Genomic DNA, 13,923 nt, shown 5'->3' with positions numbered 1-13,923 from the left:
TCAGCGGCGAGCGCCGATGCTGAAGCGCCCGAGCAGGGCGGCGTGATCGGAGAGATCCCGCCAGTGCCCCTCGCCGAGGCGCTCGCAGGCGATGGGGGTGAGGCCGCGGAAGTAGATGCGGTCCACCGGGAACAGCGGGGCCCAGACCGGGAAGGTGCGGGCGTGGCGGCCCTGCAGCGCGACGAACAGCTCCTCCATCTCGAGGCTGAGCTGCAGGTGGCGTTCGGCGCGGCGGCGCCAGTCGTTGAAGTCGCCGGCGAGGATCATCGGCTCGTCGTGCGGCACGTGGTCCTCGATGCGCTGCGCCAGCGCCTGCAGCTGTTCCCTGCGCTCCTGCTCCAGCAGGCCCAGGTGCACGCAGAGCGTGTGCAGCCGGACGTCGACCTGCGGCAGGTGGATCACGCCGTGGAGAATGCTGCGGCTGGAGCGCGGGAAGATGGAGACGTCGATGTTCTCCCAGTCCAGGATCGGGTAGTTGCTGAGAATCGCGTTGCCGTGGTCGCCCTTTCGGTAGATGGCGTTGCGCGCGTAGGCATAGTGGGGCCAGACCTGCTCGGCGAGGTATTCGAAGTGCGGCTGGTCCGGGTAGGAGAACCGCCGCCGGCGCGCCTCGCTCTTCTCTGCCCGCCCGTGTACCTCCTGCAGGAACACGATGTCCGCACCGGTTTCCGTGATGCGCTCGCGAATGGCGTCGAGCACGAAACGGCGGTTGCCGCTGCAATACCCCTTGTGGATGTTGTAGGTCAGGACATTGATCGACGTTTCCCGGGCCATGGCGTCAGGCCTCGTGCCGGGCCGCGATGGCCTTGCGCGACCAGAGCACCACGTACTGCAGGCCGCTGGCGATGGCGACCACCAGGACCACGGTGGTGAAGGCGACCAGGGCCGGCGCCGGCAGCCAGCCGCCCACCGCGTTGCCGAGGACCGTGACCAGGAAAAGCACCTGCACGGCCATGTTGGCCTTGGACAGGGCCGTCGGCGAGAACTCCAGGTTCCCGATCAGCAGCTGGTAGGCGAGCGCCCCGGACACGATGACCACGTCGCGGAGGATGACCACCGCCGCGACCCAGGCCGGCATCATTCCCACGGCCGCGAGGCTGGCGAAGACTGCGAAGATCAGCGTCTTGTCCGCCAGCGGGTCCAGGGCGGCACCCAGGCGCGAGCGCGCGTCCAGGCGCCGGGCAAGGAGCCCGTCCAGAGCGTCGGTCAGGCCGGCGATCGCCGCGATGAGCAGGGCCGTGTAGAAGTGCCCGTCGAGAATGGCGAGGGCGAGCGGCAGTGCCAGCAGGAGCCGGCTACCGGTGAGCAGGTTGGGCAGGGCATGCAGCAGGCGCATGCCGCGATTCTACCCGGTTTACGCACGCCGTGACGCGCTCAGGCGGCGAGGGCGACCTCGACCACCTCGGCCAGCGCCGGGTCTTCCCCCAGTTCGCCGAGCTCGGCTCTCGCCCGCTCGGCCAGGGGCGCCGGCAGCTGGCAGTCCTCGCTGCGGCGCAGCAGTTCCACGCGCAGCAGCCACTCACCCGGGTAGAGGTCCAGGCCCGCCTCGATGGCCGCGGCGGCTGCCGGGTCCACGGCGCCCGGCGGCAGAGCGTCGATCTTGCGATAGAGGTCCATCAGGGCCTCGTCGACGTCGGGCCGCTGCGTCTGCGTCGCCGGCAGGGGCTTGTAGAGACGGTAGCGGTCCCGGTCGGCCGTGCCGCCAAAGACTGAGGTGACCGCGGCGCCCACGGCGAGATCGAAGGTCCCCCAGGCCGGGTCGAAGAGCACGCGGCCGTCGAGGGCCGTCACCGTGCACTCCTCGAAGCTCAGCAGCAGGTTGCGGTGCTCCTGGCGGACGACCCCCTGGAGGCGGCCGCGCACGGTGATGCCGGAGAGGTATTCCAGCGTGACGACTTCGCCCTCGGCGATGGCGTGGGCCTTGAGTTCATCCACGGTGTAATCGGACAGGCAGCGGCTGAAGTCCTTGAGCATGCCCACCGGCGAGCCGAACCCGTCCGCGTGGCTGCCGGTGCCGTGGCCGTAGAGTTCCCGGCCGCGGAAGGCCAGTTGCGTGGGGCCATCGGTACGGTAGTAGATGGCGTTGCCCACGGCGTCGGTCAGGGCCTCCACGAACTGGCCGCTGACCTGCACACCCGAGTCGAGTTCCGCCGTGCAGACGGACTCGGCCGCGATGGCCTTGCGCAGGGACTCGGCACCGCCGCGGCGGAAGGCCATGCTCGCCGCGAACTCCTCGAGCACCTGGCTCAGGTGCTTGCAGCTGCGGGTGACGAAGAGCTGCGGCTGCTCGGCGGTGATGTCGTAGGGGTAGGCCACGGCGTCCACCGTCAACGGAAGCTTCTTCACCCGCGCGTCGTCGAGGCAGTGCCGGCTCTCGCCGAGGGAAGAGAGGAGGCCGGCACCGAAAATGCGGTAGTCGTCGAGCTCGCCGACGAGGCCGTACTCCACGGTCCACCAGTGGAGGCGGGCCAGGAGCGCGGCTTCCGACGGCGCCACGTCGGCGTTCGCGAGCCGCTCGAGTTCCGCCGTGGCCTCGTCGATCTGGGCCGCGGTGCTGTGCGGGGATTCCTTGAGGATGGACAGCCGGCGGATGGCCTCGTAGAGGTCGAAGTCGTGCCTCGTGGTAATCGCCCGCATCCCAACTTCCCCGAAGCGCTGCAGGAACTCCGCGTAGTCCACGTCGACGATGAAGGGAGCGTGGCCGGCGGATTCGTGCACGATATCCGGCGCCGGCGTGTACAGCGTGTGCTCCACGCTGCGCATGTCCAGGGCGATCACCAGTACCTTAAGCGCCTGGAACTCCATGAAGATCGCCGGCGGGATGAAGCCGTCGACGACCACCGCGCGCCAGCCGAGGCGGGCCAGGCAGGCGTTCATCTCGTCGATGGACGGGATATGGTCCGGGGCGATGCCCGTGCGCTCCAGGCCCTCGAGGTAGACCGGGTGGGCGCTGTCTGCCAGCTGCCGGGTAAGCCGGCGGAGGAGAAAACGCCAGACGGCCTGGTCGCGGGGCGTGTACTGCTGCGCATAGTCCTGCCGCTGCACGAAGGGCCGCAGATGCGACGGCAGGCTGGCGATAATGGCTTCCTGGCTGGTGGCTGCGTCGGTCGTCATGGAGTGCCTCTCACGGTCCGCCGGGGGTCGACGTGCTGCCTCAGATCACCCCGCGGCGTTCCTGGTCCAGCTCGATGGACTCGAACAGCGCCTGGAAGTTGCCTTCGCCGAAGCCGTCGTTGCCCTTGCGCTGGATAAACTCGAAGAAGATCGGCCCGATCACGTTGGCGGAGAAGATCTGCAGCAGGAAACCGCCGCCCTGGTCCTCGCCGCCGTCGATGAGGATGCGGCGCTCGCGCAGCGCCTCGACGTCCTCGCCGTGGCCGGGCAGGCGTTCGTCAATGAGCTCGTAGTAGGTCTCCGGCGTGTCCTGCAGCGTCAGTCCACGGGCCCGGAGCTGGTCCACGGTGCGGTAGATGTCGTCGGTGCCGAGAGCGATGTGCTGGATGCCCTCGCCGTTGTACTCGGAGAGGTATTCGGCAATCTGCGACTTGTCGTCGGAGGATTCGTTGATCGGGATGCGGATCTTGCCGCAGGGGCTGGTGAGCGCGCGGCTCTTGAGGCCCGTTTTCTTGCCCTCGATGTCGAAGAAGCGGATCTCGCGGAAGTTGAACAGCGTCTCGTAGAAGCCGGCCCACTTGTCCATGTTGCCGCGGTGCACGTTGTGCGTGAGATGGTCGATGTAGGTCAGGCCGGTGCCGCTCTGCGCCGGCGTCTCCGCCTGCGGCAGGGGCGCGAAGTCGACATCGTAGATGGTGCGGTCACCATAGCGGTCGACGAGGTAGAGGCGGCTGCCGCCGATGCCTTCGATGGCCGGGATGTTGAGCTCCATGGGCCCGACCGGCTCATTGATGATCGTTGCACCCAGCTCCCGGGCCCGTTCCAGGGCGGCGCGCGCGTCCTTTACGCGGAAGGCCATCGCGCACGCGCAGGGTCCGTGCTCCGCCGCGAAGCGCTGGGCGAAGCTGTCCGGCTCGGCATTGATGATGAAGTTGATATCGCCTTGGCGGTGCAGGGTCACGTCCTTCGTGCGGTGGTGGGCGACCGCCGGGAATCCCATGCGCGCGAACAGGTCCCGCAGCAGCTCCGGGTCCGGTGCCGCATACTCGACGAATTCGAAGCCGTCGGTGCCCATGGGATTGTCAAAGGTGTCGCTCATGGTCGCTCTCCCGCGATTGATTATCAGTTGTTCCATGCTAGGCGGTCGCGCGCGGGAAGTGCGCCCGAATTCGGGGCCAGGGCCCGTGCAATTTGGGACAAAAATTCAATTACTGATGCTTTCGCGGGAGATCAGCCCGCTGGCGGCTCAGATATCGACAGCGGTTGTGCGCTTGACGGTGCGCAACGTGAAGCTCGAGGAGGCTGCATCCACCCAGGGGCTGTTGAGGAGGGTCTGGGTCAGGAAGCGCTCGTAGTCCTTTACGTCCCGCACCATCACCAGCAGCGTGTAGTCGTGGTTGCCGGAGACGGCATAACAGCCGACCACTTCCGGTGCGGCCTGCACCAGCGCCTCGAACTCCACGCGGGACTCGTCGTTGTGGTGGGCGAGCTTGACGTTGCAGATCACGCTCACCGTGAGCCCGACCTTCTCGGCATCGACCAGCGCCACGCGGCCGATGATCACGCCGCCGGCCTCCAGGGCCTGGATGCGCCGCCAGATCGACGAACTGGAACTGCCCACGCGTTCCGCGATGGCCTGGTGCGTGAGCTGGCTGTCGGCCTGCAGCAGCTTGAGGATGGCGCGGTCGATGCGGTCCAGCTTCATGGTGGACCCTCGGCTTCCAGCGCGTCGAGGCGCGCCTCGAGGAGCGCGAGGCCACGCTGCAGCGCCCGCTGCTCCGTCGGTGGCAGGCCGTCGAGGAGCCGCGCTTCCCAGGCGAGGGCGCGCGGGGCGATGGTCGCCACCAGGTCGTCGCCGGCGCCGGTGAGGGAGAGGTCGGCGGTGCGCAGGTCCTCGGCGTTGCGGCGTCGACGGACCAGCCCGCGCTCCGCCAGGCGGCTGACGGCGCGGGAGACGCGCACCTTGTCGAGGTTGGTCCAGCGGGCGACCTGCCGCGCCTGCCCGGCGCCGTGCTCGGCGAGCGTGGCGAGGACGCGCCACTCCGCAACCGTGAGGTCAAAATCGCGGCTGTAGCTTTGCGCGAGCCCCCGGGATACCCGCTCCGCGAGGTCGTTGAGCCGGTAGGGCAGGAACTGTCTGAGCTGCAGGGCATTGGCCACGGCGTGTCCTCCTGCCGGCAGTATACGGAGCCGCCAGGCCGTTGCATATGCAACGATAAAAGTTGCAAATGAAACTATATGACCTAGACTGAAAGTCCGATCCCGAGGCCAGGAACGAGGAGCCGCGCCATGAGCAGCCAATGGATACCGGTGCCGATCCGCGAGGGTGTGCACTCCCGGCAGGCCCATTGCGACCTGCCCGAGGGTACCTACGAGCGTGAGCTGGGCCGCGAGGGCTTCTTCGGCCCCGCGAGTCACCTGCACCACCGTCACCCGCCGACCGGCTGGGTCGACTGGGAAGGCCCGCTGCGCCCCTACGCCTTCGACCTCAACCGTCTCGATGCGGCGGCGCCGTCGCCCTTCGCGGTGCCGCCGTTTCTGGGCAACGGGGATGTCAGTCTGCGTTTCTGGCGCCTCGATGCGAGCATGGACCACCTCGTGCGCAACAGCGATGGCGACGACCTGCTCTTCGTGCACCGGGGCGCCGGTGCCCTGTTCTGCGACTACGGCCACCTGACCTTGCGCGACGGCGACTACGTGCTGATCCCCCGCGGCACGCAGTGGCGGCTGGCGGTCGACAGCCCGCTGCAGCTGCTGGTTATCGAGAACCGCGACGGCGCCTACCGGCTGCCGGACCGGGGCATGGTCGGCCCGCACGCGGTCTTCGACCCGGCGGTGCTCGATCACCCGCACATCGACGAGGCCTTCCTGGCGCAGCAGGACGAGGAACGCTGGGTCGTTCATATCAAGCGCCACGAGCAGCTGAGCCGGGTCACCTTCCCCTTCAACCCGCTCGACGCCGTCGGCTGGCACGGCACCAACACCGTATGGCGCCTGAACTGGCGGGATATCCGCCCGCTCATGAGCCACCGCTACCACCTGCCGCCCTCGGCGCACACGACGTTCGTGGGCGGCGGCTTCGTGGTCTGTACCTTCTGCCCGCGGCCGATCGAATCGGACCCGGGCGCGCTGAAAGTGCCCTTCTATCACAACAACGACGACTACGATGAGGTCCTGTTCTACCATCGCGGGAACTTCTTCAGCCGCGACAACATCGAGGAGGGCATGGTCACCTTCCATCCCTGCGGCTTCGCCCACGGGCCACACCCGAAGGCGCTCGCGAAGTCCCTGGCCGACCCGGCCACCGCCACTGACGAGGTGGCGGTGATGATCGACACGCGCCGGGCGCTCACCGCGTACGATCCGGCGCTGTCCGTGGAGAATCCCGGCTACGTGAATTCCTGGCGCGGCGGCGACGCACTGCCGGCCACCGGCGCCGCAACCGATGATGGAGTCAGCTCATGAAACTCGCCTCCCTGAAGCACGGCCGCGACGGCCAGCTGGTCCTCGTTTCGCGGGACCTCAGCCGCTGCTGCGATGCGGGCGACATCGCCCCGACCCTGCAGGCGGCCCTGGACGACTGGGCGCGCCTCGAGCCCGCGCTCGCGGACCGCGCCGCGGCGCTGGAAGCCGGGCTGGTCGCCAGCCGCGACTTCGATCCGGCCGCCTGCGACGCCCCCCTGCCGCGCGCCTACCACTGGGCCGACGGCAGCGCCTACGTGACCCACGTGGAACTGGTGCGCAAGGCCCGGGGCGCGGAGCTGCCACAGTCCTTCTGGGAGGACCCGCTGGTCTACATGGGCGCTTCCGATGCCTTCATCGGCCCCCGCGACCCGATCCCCGTGGAGGACGAGGCCTGGGGTATCGACTTCGAGGCCGAGGTGGTCGTGGTGACCGACGACGTGCCGGCAGGTGTGACCGCGGAGCAGGCGGTGGGCCATATCAAGCTCATCGGCCTGGTCAACGACGTCTCCCTGCGCAACCTGATCCCCGGAGAGCTCGCGAAGCAGTTCGGCTTCTACCAGTCCAAGCCCTGGACGAGCTTTACACCGGTGCTCGCAACGCCCGAAGAACTGGGCAGCGCCTGGGACGGTCGCAAGCTGCACCTGCCGTTGCACGCCGTGCTCAATGGCCGGCGGGTGGGCGCGCCGAACGCCGGTGTCGACATGACCTTCGATTTCCCGACGCTGATCGCGCACTGTGCGAAGAGCCGCGCCCTGGTCGCCGGCACGGTGATCGGCTCCGGCACCGTTTCCAATGTCGGCAGCAAGGACGGCTCCTGCTGCCTGGCCGAGGTGCGCTGCCTGGAGACCATCGCCGAGGGCGAGCCGAAAACGCCGTTCATGCAGTTCGGCGACCGCATCGAGATCTTCATGCTCGACGGGGATGGCAACTCGATCTTCGGCAACATCGACCAGCGGGTCGAGCGCTACCTGCCGCCGCGCTAGTAGTGTCCTGTCCGGCTGATTCGTTGCATTTCAGCTTGCCAGCCCGGTCTCCTGGCAAGGCGCGTCTTGCCGCCAATGGCCGTCGCCCTTGGCAAAAGGCGCAACGCGGCCAGGGGGCCGGGCTGGCAAGCCCGAAGGGAGCCTACAGAAATCGCCGCCGCCGCGTTGCGATCCTTGCCAATACACCCGGTATTCCCTGCGGATCGCGCCTTGCTGCAGCGATTTCTGTAGGCTCTGAAATCCAACGAATCAGCCGGACAGGACACTATTCGTGAAGCTCTACAGCTACTTCCGCTCGTCGTCATCCTACCGCTTGCGCATCGCCCTCAACCTGAAGGGTCTCGCCCACGAGATCGTGCCGGTGAACCTCGTTGCCGGGGAACAGCGGGGCGAGGCCTACCGCGCGGTCAATCCGCAGGGCCTGGTGCCCACGCTCGATACCGGTGACGCGCGGCTCGTGCAGTCCACGGCGATCCTCGAGTGGCTGGAGGAGCAGTACCCGGAACCGCCGCTGTACCCCGCGGATGCGCTGGCGCGCGCCCGGGTCCGCGGCCTCTGCCAGCACATCGCCTGCGAGATACAGCCACTGAACAACCTCGGGGTCCTGGGCTACCTGCGCGAGACCCTGGGACAGGACGAGGACACGGTGACGGGCTGGTACGCCCACTGGGTTAGCCGCGGCTTCGAGAGCCTGGAGGCCGCGGCGCCCGCGGACGGGTTCTTGGGTGGTACCGCGCCCGGCATGGCCGAGGTATTCCTGGTGCCACAGTTCTACAACGCCCGGCGCTTCGCGGTGGACCTGGCGCCGTTCCCGCGGCTGGCGGCCATCGACGCGCGCTGCGCGAAGCTCGATGCCTTCGCCCGCGCCCACCCGGACCGGCAGCCGGACGCGCCGCCGGCCCAAGGGTAGGCACCGGGCAGGTGCCGGGGGCGTCGCGACCGCGATCGCGGCGCGGTACCCTTGGCGGTAGCCCCCGACGGAGACTGCCATGGCCCCCGGCCCCGAGACCCTCGCGCCCACCTGGTTCATCGACAGCGACAGCGACGCCGTGCGTGCCTGGGCGTCGCGGGCGGTTGCCGGGGCGGCGAACGACCCAGTCGCCATCGCCGAGCGGCTGTTCTACGCCGTGCGCGACGGCATCCGCTACGACCCGTACCGGGTCTCCCGCGATCCCGCCGCCTACCGCGCCAGCGCCGTGGCCGCGTGCGACGCCAACTGGTGCGTGCCGAAATCCGTGCTCCTCGCCGCCTGCGCCCGCGCGCAGGGCATTCCGGCGCGCCTCGGCTTTGCCGACGTGCGCAACCACCTGAGCAGTGACAAGCTGAGCGAGCGCATGGGCACGGACCTGTTCGCCTGGCACGGCTACGCCGAGCTCTGGCTCGGCGAGCGCTGGGTCAAGCTGTCCACGGCCTTCAACATCGAGCTCTGTGAGCGTTTCGGGGTCCGCGCACTGGCCTTCGACCCCGAGGCCGGCGCGCTCATGCATCCCTATGACCAGCAGGGTCGTCGGCACATGGAGTACGTGCGCGAGCGCGGCAGCTTCGATGACCTGCCGCTGGATGCCATCTTCGCCACCTTCGACGAAATCTACCCGGCGATGGCAGCGGCGGACGCGGAGCGCGACGCCGCTTTTCACGGCTGAACGGTCGCTCCCGGGTTCGCCGTCCGGAGAAGACACTGCCATGCTGCGGGCCTGTATACTGCCGGGCCAGTCGCAGGGCGGGGGAGCCATGGCGGGAACGGAGCGTATCGACAGCAAGCTGCCGGGCGTGGGCACCACGATCTTCAGCACCATGACGGCGCTGGCGCAGGAGTGCGGTGCCATCAACCTGTCCCAGGGCTTTCCCGACTTCGATCCGCCGGCTGCGCTGGTGAGCGCTCTCGGTGAGGCGGCCCGCGCAGGGCACAACCAGTACCCGCCGCTCGCGGGCCTGCCCCGGCTGCGGGCGCTGCTGGCGGACCAGCTGCAGCGCTACCGCGGCGTCACGGTCGACCCGGAGCAGGAGCTCACGGTCGTGCCCGGCGCTACCGAAGGGCTCTACTGCGCTATCACCGCCGTCGTGCGCCCGGGCGACGAGGTGATCGTGCTCGACCCGGTCTACGACAGCTACGAGCCCGCCGTGACCCTCGCCGGCGGTCGCACCGTGCACGTGCCGCTGACACCGGGGGACTTCGCCATCGACTGGGAGCGCGTCGCGGCGGCGATCACGCCGCGCACGCGCCTGCTGATGCTGAATACGCCGCACAACCCCTGTGGCAGCACCGTGAGCCGTGAAGATCTCGACACGCTGGCATCCCTTGCGGAGCGGCACGGCTTTCTCGTCTGCAGCGACGAGGTCTACGAGCACCTCGTCTTCGACGGGGCGGCCCACCACAGCGTGCTGCAGCACCCGGCGCTGCGCGAGCGGAGCTTTGCGCACTATTCCTTCGGCAAGACCTTCAGCGTCACCGGCTGGAAGACCGGCTACTGCGTGGCGCCGCCGGCGCTCACGGCGGAGCTGCGCAAGGTGCACCAGTTCGTCGCTTTCGTGGCCGTGAGCCCCGTGCAGCATGCGATTGCCGCGTTTCTCGAGGCACACCCGGAGTACCCCGGCACGCTGGCCGCGGCCTACCAGGCGCGCCGGGACCGCTTCCTCGGCCTGCTGGCCGACTCGCGCTTCCGCTTCCGGCCAGCGGCGGGGGCGTATTTCCAGCTCCTTGACTACGGCGCGTTGAGCGACGAGCCTGACACTGTGCTCTGCGAGCGCTGGACGCGGGAGCACGGCGTGGCCTCGGTGCCCGTGTCCGTGTTCCAGCAGGCGCCGCCGGCGGGGCAGACGCTGCTGCGCTTCTGCTTCGCCAAGTCCGACGACGTGCTGGAGGAGGCTGCGAGACGACTATGCGCGATCTGAAGGTCACCCTGGTGCAGTGTGAGCTCGCCTGGGAGGCGCCGGCGGACAACCGGCGCCAGTTCAGCGAACTGCTCGAGACGGTCCCCGGGGACAGCGATCTCATCGTCCTGCCGGAGATGTTCACCACCGGCTTCTCCATGAACGCGGTGGGCAATGCCGAGGAGCCCGGCGGTCCCACGGAGCAATGGCTGCTCGACCTGGCGCGGCTGCGCGACTGCGCGCTCACCGGCAGCATCGCCGTACGGGCGGGCGAGGCGGTCTACAACCGCATGCTCTTTGCCACGCCCGAGGGCGTCGTTCACTACGACAAGCGCCACCTGTTCCGCATGGGCGGGGAGCACAAGCGCTACGCGCCGGGCGCGGAGCGGGTCATCGTCGACTGGCGCGGCTGGCGCATCAAGCTGGAGGTCTGCTACGACCTCCGCTTCCCGGTATTCAGCCGCAACCGCGGCGATTACGACCTTCTCCTCTACGTGGCCAACTGGCCGGCGGTGCGCGCTGCCCACTGGCGCGCGCTGCTGCCCGCCCGGGCCATCGAGAACCTCGCCTGCGTGGTCGGGGTGAACCGCATCGGCAGCGACGCCAACGGTCTGGACTACGCCGGCGACAGCGTCGCCATCGACGCGCGCGGCGATTACCTGGCAGACCTGCGGGACCGGCCGGGCTGCGAGACCGTCACCTTCGACGGCGGCGCCCTCGAGGCCTATCGCGAACGCTTTCCCGGGCATCTCGATGCCGATGCATTCACCCTCCACCTGTAAGCGCCGGGGCGCGGCCTTGCCGGCCGCGCCAACGACCATTCCGTTCCCGGGGAATCACCGATGAAAGCATCCCGCGTCCTGCTGGTTCTCGTCGTCGTTGCGGTCGGCCTGTTCTTCGCCCTGGCCCCGCGCATGGCCGAGGAGCGCATGAACCGCGTCCTGCCCCACGAGCGGGCAGCCGTGTCGCCGGAGGCGGCGGCCCTGCACGCGGACCTCGTCGTCGGTGACCTGCACGCTGACAGCCTGCTCTGGCGGCGCGACCTCCTTAGGCGCGCTGACCGCGGACATGTCGACCTGCCGCGGCTGCGCGAGGGCAATGTTGCCCTCCAGGTGTTCACCGCGGTGACGAAGACGCCCGCCGGGATGAACTACGAGGAGAATGCGAGCGACGCCCGCGACAACATCACCCTGCTGGCGGTAGCACAGCGCTGGCCGTCGGCCACCTGGGACAGCCTCGCCGAGCGGGCTCTATACCAGGCCGCAAAGCTGCGCGGCTTTGCCGAGGAGGAGCCGGAAAGCCTGCTGCTGCTGCGTCACGGTGGCGATGTGCCCCGTTTGCTCGCTGCGCGCGCAGCGGGGGCACAGACCGTGGGTGCCGTGCTCGGCATCGAGGGCGCGCATGCCCTCGACGGTGATCTCGCCAACGTCGACCGGCTCTACGATGCCGGCTACCGCATGGTCGGCCTGCACCACTTCTTCGACAACGCCCTCGGTGGCTCACTCCACGGCACCGGCAGCCACGGTCTCACGGACTTCGGCCGACGGGTCGTGGAGCGGCTCGATGAGCGGGGCATGATCATCGACGTGGCGCACTCGTCCCCGGAGAGCGTGCGCGACGTGCTCGCGCTGACGGCGCGGCCGGTGGTGGTCAGCCACACCGGGTTCCGCGGCGCCTGCGACACGCCGCGCAATATCGACGACGGCCTGATGCGCGACATCGCCCGCCGGGGCGGGCTCATCGGCGTGGGCTTCTGGGATGCGGCGGTCTGCAACGTGTCGCCGGCGGGAATCGTGGCCGCCATCCGCTACGGCATCGACCTCGTCGGCGCGGATCACGTGGCGCTGGGTTCCGACTTCGACGGTGCGACCACGGTGCCCTTCGACACGGCCGAGCTCGCGGTGCTGACCGACACCATGCTGCGCGAGGGCCTGGACGAGGCCACGATCCGCAAGGTCATGGGCGGCAACGTGGCGCGCTTCCTCGCGGAGAACCTGCCGCAGGGACCCCGCTAGGGGTCACCGGCCAGGGCGAGTATCAGTTTCCGCTGCGCTGCGCTCACCGGCATCACCGACAGTCGCGGCCGCTCGAGCAGCGCAAAGCCCGCGAGTTCTTCGCGCCGTGCCTTGAGCGCCGCCAGCGTCACCGGGCGCGGCAGGTGACGCTCGTAGCGGATATCCACGAGGTACCAGCGCGGCGCGGTCGGGTCGCTTTTCGGATCGAAGCCCGGTGCCCCGGGCTCGAACTGCGTCGGGTCGGGACGCGCCGCCGAGGCCACGCGGGCCACGCCGACCACGGCCGGCACCGCGCAGCTCGAGTGGTAGATGAGCACCTCGTCGCCCTCGCGCAGGGTATCGCGAAGAAAATTGCGCGCCTGGTAGTTGCGCACCCCGTCCCAGGGCTCCACCCCGCCCGGCCGTGCCGCGAGGTCGTCGAGGCTGAAGCTGTCGGGCTCGGTCTTCAGCAGCCAGCAGGCCATGGCGCGAGCCTTATGCCGCCAGGGATCGGATGCGCGCCAGCAGCGCGCTGTCGACCGCGCGCGGCCCGGCTTCCCGGCGCAGGCTGTGGCGCCGCGCGCCGGGCAGCCGCGCGCCGGGAATCGCCTCGAAGCGCCGGAAGAAGGCCTCGCTGCGCGCGCCCGCATCGGCGCCGGCGAGGACCGCCGGATCGAGGGCGAGGATGAACTCGCCGCCCCGGGTCGGTCCGCCGTCGGCCGAGTCCCCGGCGACCTCGTAGCTGAAGGCGTCCCCGGTCGCTGCGGCGGCGAGCAGTTCCACCAGCAGGGCGATGGCCGAACCCTTGTGCCCACCGAAGGGCAGCTGCGTGCCTTCGAGGATGGCAGCCGGGTCCGTGGTCGGCGCGCCGTCCGCATCCACGCCGGTGCCCTCGGGCACGGGCCGCCCGGCCCGCGCAGCAAGCTGGATTTCACCCTGGGCCATGGCCGCCGTGGCCATGTCGGCAACGACCGGGTCCGCCCCGGGGCGCGGCCAGGCGAAGGCGAGCGGGTTGGTGCCGAAGAGCGGCTCGCTGCCGCCGTGGGGCGCCACGACCGCCGCGTAGTTGACGCAGGCAATGCCCGCCAGGGCCTCGTCGGCCAGCGCCTCCGTCTCCGGCCACAGGGCGGCAAAGTGGTAGCAGTCGTTGATGGCCAGGGCCGCCACGCCGAGTGCCCGGGCGGCGTCGGCGAGGGCCGGCAGGCCCCGTTCGAGCGCCAGCGGCGCAAAGCCGCCGTCGCCATCCACGCGGAGGAACGCGGGGGTGATTGTCGAGACGGTCGGGTCCGCGTTCCCTCGCACGCGACCGTTGCGCAGGGATGCGACGTAGCCGGGCAGGCGGAAAAGGCCGTGGGAGGCGGCCCCATCGCGCTCCGCGGCGGTCACGGTGCGGGCCACGGCGTCGGCGTTGGCTGCGTCGCAGCCGTTGGCCGCCAGCACCGTATAGGCGAGGTCGTGAATAGCTTCGAGGGAAAGCGGGGTGGAGTCCATCGGCG

General features: G+C 69.5%; 15 protein-coding genes. 7 read left to right on the top strand and 8 right to left on the bottom strand.

Annotated elements, in window-relative coordinates; translation table 11 throughout:
* The 6 genes from RKE50_RS09780 to RKE50_RS09755 all read right to left on the bottom strand — a co-directional run bounded on the left by RKE50_RS09780 (position 1) and on the right by RKE50_RS09755 (position 5,274).
* Positions 1-774: an endonuclease/exonuclease/phosphatase family protein gene (locus RKE50_RS09780; RefSeq protein ID WP_350036217.1), complete on the bottom strand. Its 774-nt coding sequence runs from the start codon at positions 772-774 to the stop codon at positions 1-3.
* Positions 775-778: 4 nt separating this feature from the next.
* Entirely contained in the window at positions 779-1,336 is a 558-nt protein-coding gene (locus tag RKE50_RS09775) for a CDP-alcohol phosphatidyltransferase family protein (protein WP_350036216.1), read from the bottom strand.
* A gap of 38 nt (positions 1,337-1,374) precedes the next feature.
* Positions 1,375-3,114 carry an aromatic amino acid hydroxylase gene (locus RKE50_RS09770; RefSeq protein WP_350036215.1) on the bottom strand — a complete coding sequence of 580 codons (1,740 nt, stop codon included), beginning with the start codon at positions 3,112-3,114 and terminating at the stop codon, positions 1,375-1,377.
* 40 nt (positions 3,115-3,154) lie between these two features.
* Positions 3,155-4,213, bottom strand: coding sequence for a 4-hydroxyphenylpyruvate dioxygenase (gene hppD, locus RKE50_RS09765; RefSeq protein ID WP_350036213.1), 1,059 nt, complete (start codon positions 4,211-4,213; stop codon positions 3,155-3,157).
* Positions 4,214-4,360: 147 nt separating this feature from the next.
* A complete protein-coding gene (locus tag RKE50_RS09760) occupies positions 4,361-4,819 on the bottom strand; it encodes an Lrp/AsnC family transcriptional regulator (protein ID WP_350036212.1) in 459 nt (152 codons plus the stop codon).
* Complete coding sequence (locus tag RKE50_RS09755; RefSeq protein WP_350036210.1) at positions 4,816-5,274, bottom strand: MarR family winged helix-turn-helix transcriptional regulator; 459 nt, start codon at positions 5,272-5,274, stop codon at positions 4,816-4,818. The genes RKE50_RS09760 and RKE50_RS09755 overlap by 4 nt, the downstream gene beginning before the upstream one ends.
* Before the next feature lie 129 nt (positions 5,275-5,403).
* On the opposite strand from RKE50_RS09755, the gene RKE50_RS09750 reads away from it, so the two are divergent.
* The 7 genes from RKE50_RS09750 to RKE50_RS09720 all read left to right on the top strand — a co-directional run bounded on the left by RKE50_RS09750 (position 5,404) and on the right by RKE50_RS09720 (position 12,448).
* Positions 5,404-6,579 carry a homogentisate 1,2-dioxygenase gene (locus RKE50_RS09750; RefSeq protein ID WP_350036209.1) on the top strand — a complete coding sequence of 392 codons (1,176 nt, stop codon included), beginning with the start codon at positions 5,404-5,406 and terminating at the stop codon, positions 6,577-6,579.
* Positions 6,576-7,562: a fumarylacetoacetate hydrolase family protein gene (locus RKE50_RS09745; RefSeq protein ID WP_350036207.1), complete on the top strand. Its 987-nt coding sequence runs from the start codon at positions 6,576-6,578 to the stop codon at positions 7,560-7,562. Before RKE50_RS09750 ends, RKE50_RS09745 begins: the two co-directional genes overlap by 4 nt.
* Before the next feature lie 271 nt (positions 7,563-7,833).
* On the top strand, positions 7,834-8,472 hold the full coding sequence (gene maiA / locus RKE50_RS09740; protein WP_350036205.1) for a maleylacetoacetate isomerase: 639 nt from the start codon (positions 7,834-7,836) through the stop codon (positions 8,470-8,472).
* A gap of 79 nt (positions 8,473-8,551) precedes the next feature.
* On the top strand, positions 8,552-9,205 hold the full coding sequence (locus RKE50_RS09735; RefSeq protein ID WP_350036204.1) for a transglutaminase-like domain-containing protein: 654 nt from the start codon (positions 8,552-8,554) through the stop codon (positions 9,203-9,205).
* An 88-nt stretch (positions 9,206-9,293) separates the two neighbouring features.
* Positions 9,294-10,454: a methionine aminotransferase gene (locus tag RKE50_RS09730; protein WP_350036202.1), complete on the top strand. Its 1,161-nt coding sequence runs from the start codon at positions 9,294-9,296 to the stop codon at positions 10,452-10,454.
* The gene (locus RKE50_RS09725) at positions 10,442-11,215 is read left to right on the top strand and encodes an amidohydrolase (RefSeq protein WP_350036200.1); all 774 of its coding nucleotides are present in this window, start codon (positions 10,442-10,444) and stop codon (positions 11,213-11,215) included. The genes RKE50_RS09730 and RKE50_RS09725 overlap by 13 nt, the downstream gene beginning before the upstream one ends.
* Positions 11,216-11,275: 60 nt before the next feature.
* Positions 11,276-12,448 (top strand): dipeptidase, encoded by a 1,173-nt coding sequence (locus tag RKE50_RS09720; protein ID WP_350036198.1) that lies wholly within the window; start codon positions 11,276-11,278, stop codon positions 12,446-12,448.
* On the opposite strand, the gene RKE50_RS09715 is transcribed toward RKE50_RS09720, so the two are convergent.
* Positions 12,445-12,912, bottom strand: a complete 468-nt coding sequence (locus RKE50_RS09715) for an EVE domain-containing protein (protein ID WP_350036197.1) — start codon at positions 12,910-12,912, stop codon at positions 12,445-12,447. The two genes, RKE50_RS09720 and RKE50_RS09715, sit on opposite strands and share 4 nt — an antisense overlap.
* Positions 12,913-12,922: 10 nt before the next feature.
* Positions 12,923-13,918, bottom strand: coding sequence for an Ldh family oxidoreductase (locus RKE50_RS09710; RefSeq protein ID WP_350036195.1), 996 nt, complete (start codon positions 13,916-13,918; stop codon positions 12,923-12,925).
* Between the last annotated feature and the right edge of the window lie 5 nt (positions 13,919-13,923).

Source organism: Pseudohaliea sp. (assembly GCF_040217025.1).
Lineage (GTDB): Bacteria > Pseudomonadota > Gammaproteobacteria > Pseudomonadales > Halieaceae > Pseudohaliea.
This window is presented reverse-complemented; position numbering and strand designations above follow the sequence as displayed.

Excerpts from the sequence above, each read along its gene's own strand:
- RKE50_RS09760 (WP_350036212.1), bottom strand. The coding sequence starts at position 4,819 with ATGAAGCTGGACCGCATCGACCGCGCCATCCTCAAGCTGCTGCAGGCC.
- RKE50_RS09750 (WP_350036209.1), top strand. The coding sequence starts at position 5,404 with ATGAGCAGCCAATGGATACCGGTGCCGATCCGCGAGGGTGTGCACTCC.
- hppD (WP_350036213.1), bottom strand. The coding sequence starts at position 4,213 with ATGAGCGACACCTTTGACAATCCCATGGGCACCGACGGCTTCGAATTC.
- RKE50_RS09715 (WP_350036197.1), bottom strand. The coding sequence starts at position 12,912 with ATGGCCTGCTGGCTGCTGAAGACCGAGCCCGACAGCTTCAGCCTCGAC.
- RKE50_RS09775 (WP_350036216.1), bottom strand. The coding sequence starts at position 1,336 with ATGCGCCTGCTGCATGCCCTGCCCAACCTGCTCACCGGTAGCCGGCTC.
- RKE50_RS09725 (WP_350036200.1), top strand. The coding sequence starts at position 10,442 with ATGCGCGATCTGAAGGTCACCCTGGTGCAGTGTGAGCTCGCCTGGGAG.
- RKE50_RS09710 (WP_350036195.1), bottom strand. The coding sequence starts at position 13,918 with ATGGACTCCACCCCGCTTTCCCTCGAAGCTATTCACGACCTCGCCTAT.
- RKE50_RS09745 (WP_350036207.1), top strand. The coding sequence starts at position 6,576 with ATGAAACTCGCCTCCCTGAAGCACGGCCGCGACGGCCAGCTGGTCCTC.
- RKE50_RS09730 (WP_350036202.1), top strand. The coding sequence starts at position 9,294 with ATGGCGGGAACGGAGCGTATCGACAGCAAGCTGCCGGGCGTGGGCACC.
- RKE50_RS09780 (WP_350036217.1), bottom strand. The coding sequence starts at position 774 with ATGGCCCGGGAAACGTCGATCAATGTCCTGACCTACAACATCCACAAG.
- RKE50_RS09770 (WP_350036215.1), bottom strand. The coding sequence starts at position 3,114 with ATGACGACCGACGCAGCCACCAGCCAGGAAGCCATTATCGCCAGCCTG.
- RKE50_RS09735 (WP_350036204.1), top strand. The coding sequence starts at position 8,552 with ATGGCCCCCGGCCCCGAGACCCTCGCGCCCACCTGGTTCATCGACAGC.
- RKE50_RS09720 (WP_350036198.1), top strand. The coding sequence starts at position 11,276 with ATGAAAGCATCCCGCGTCCTGCTGGTTCTCGTCGTCGTTGCGGTCGGC.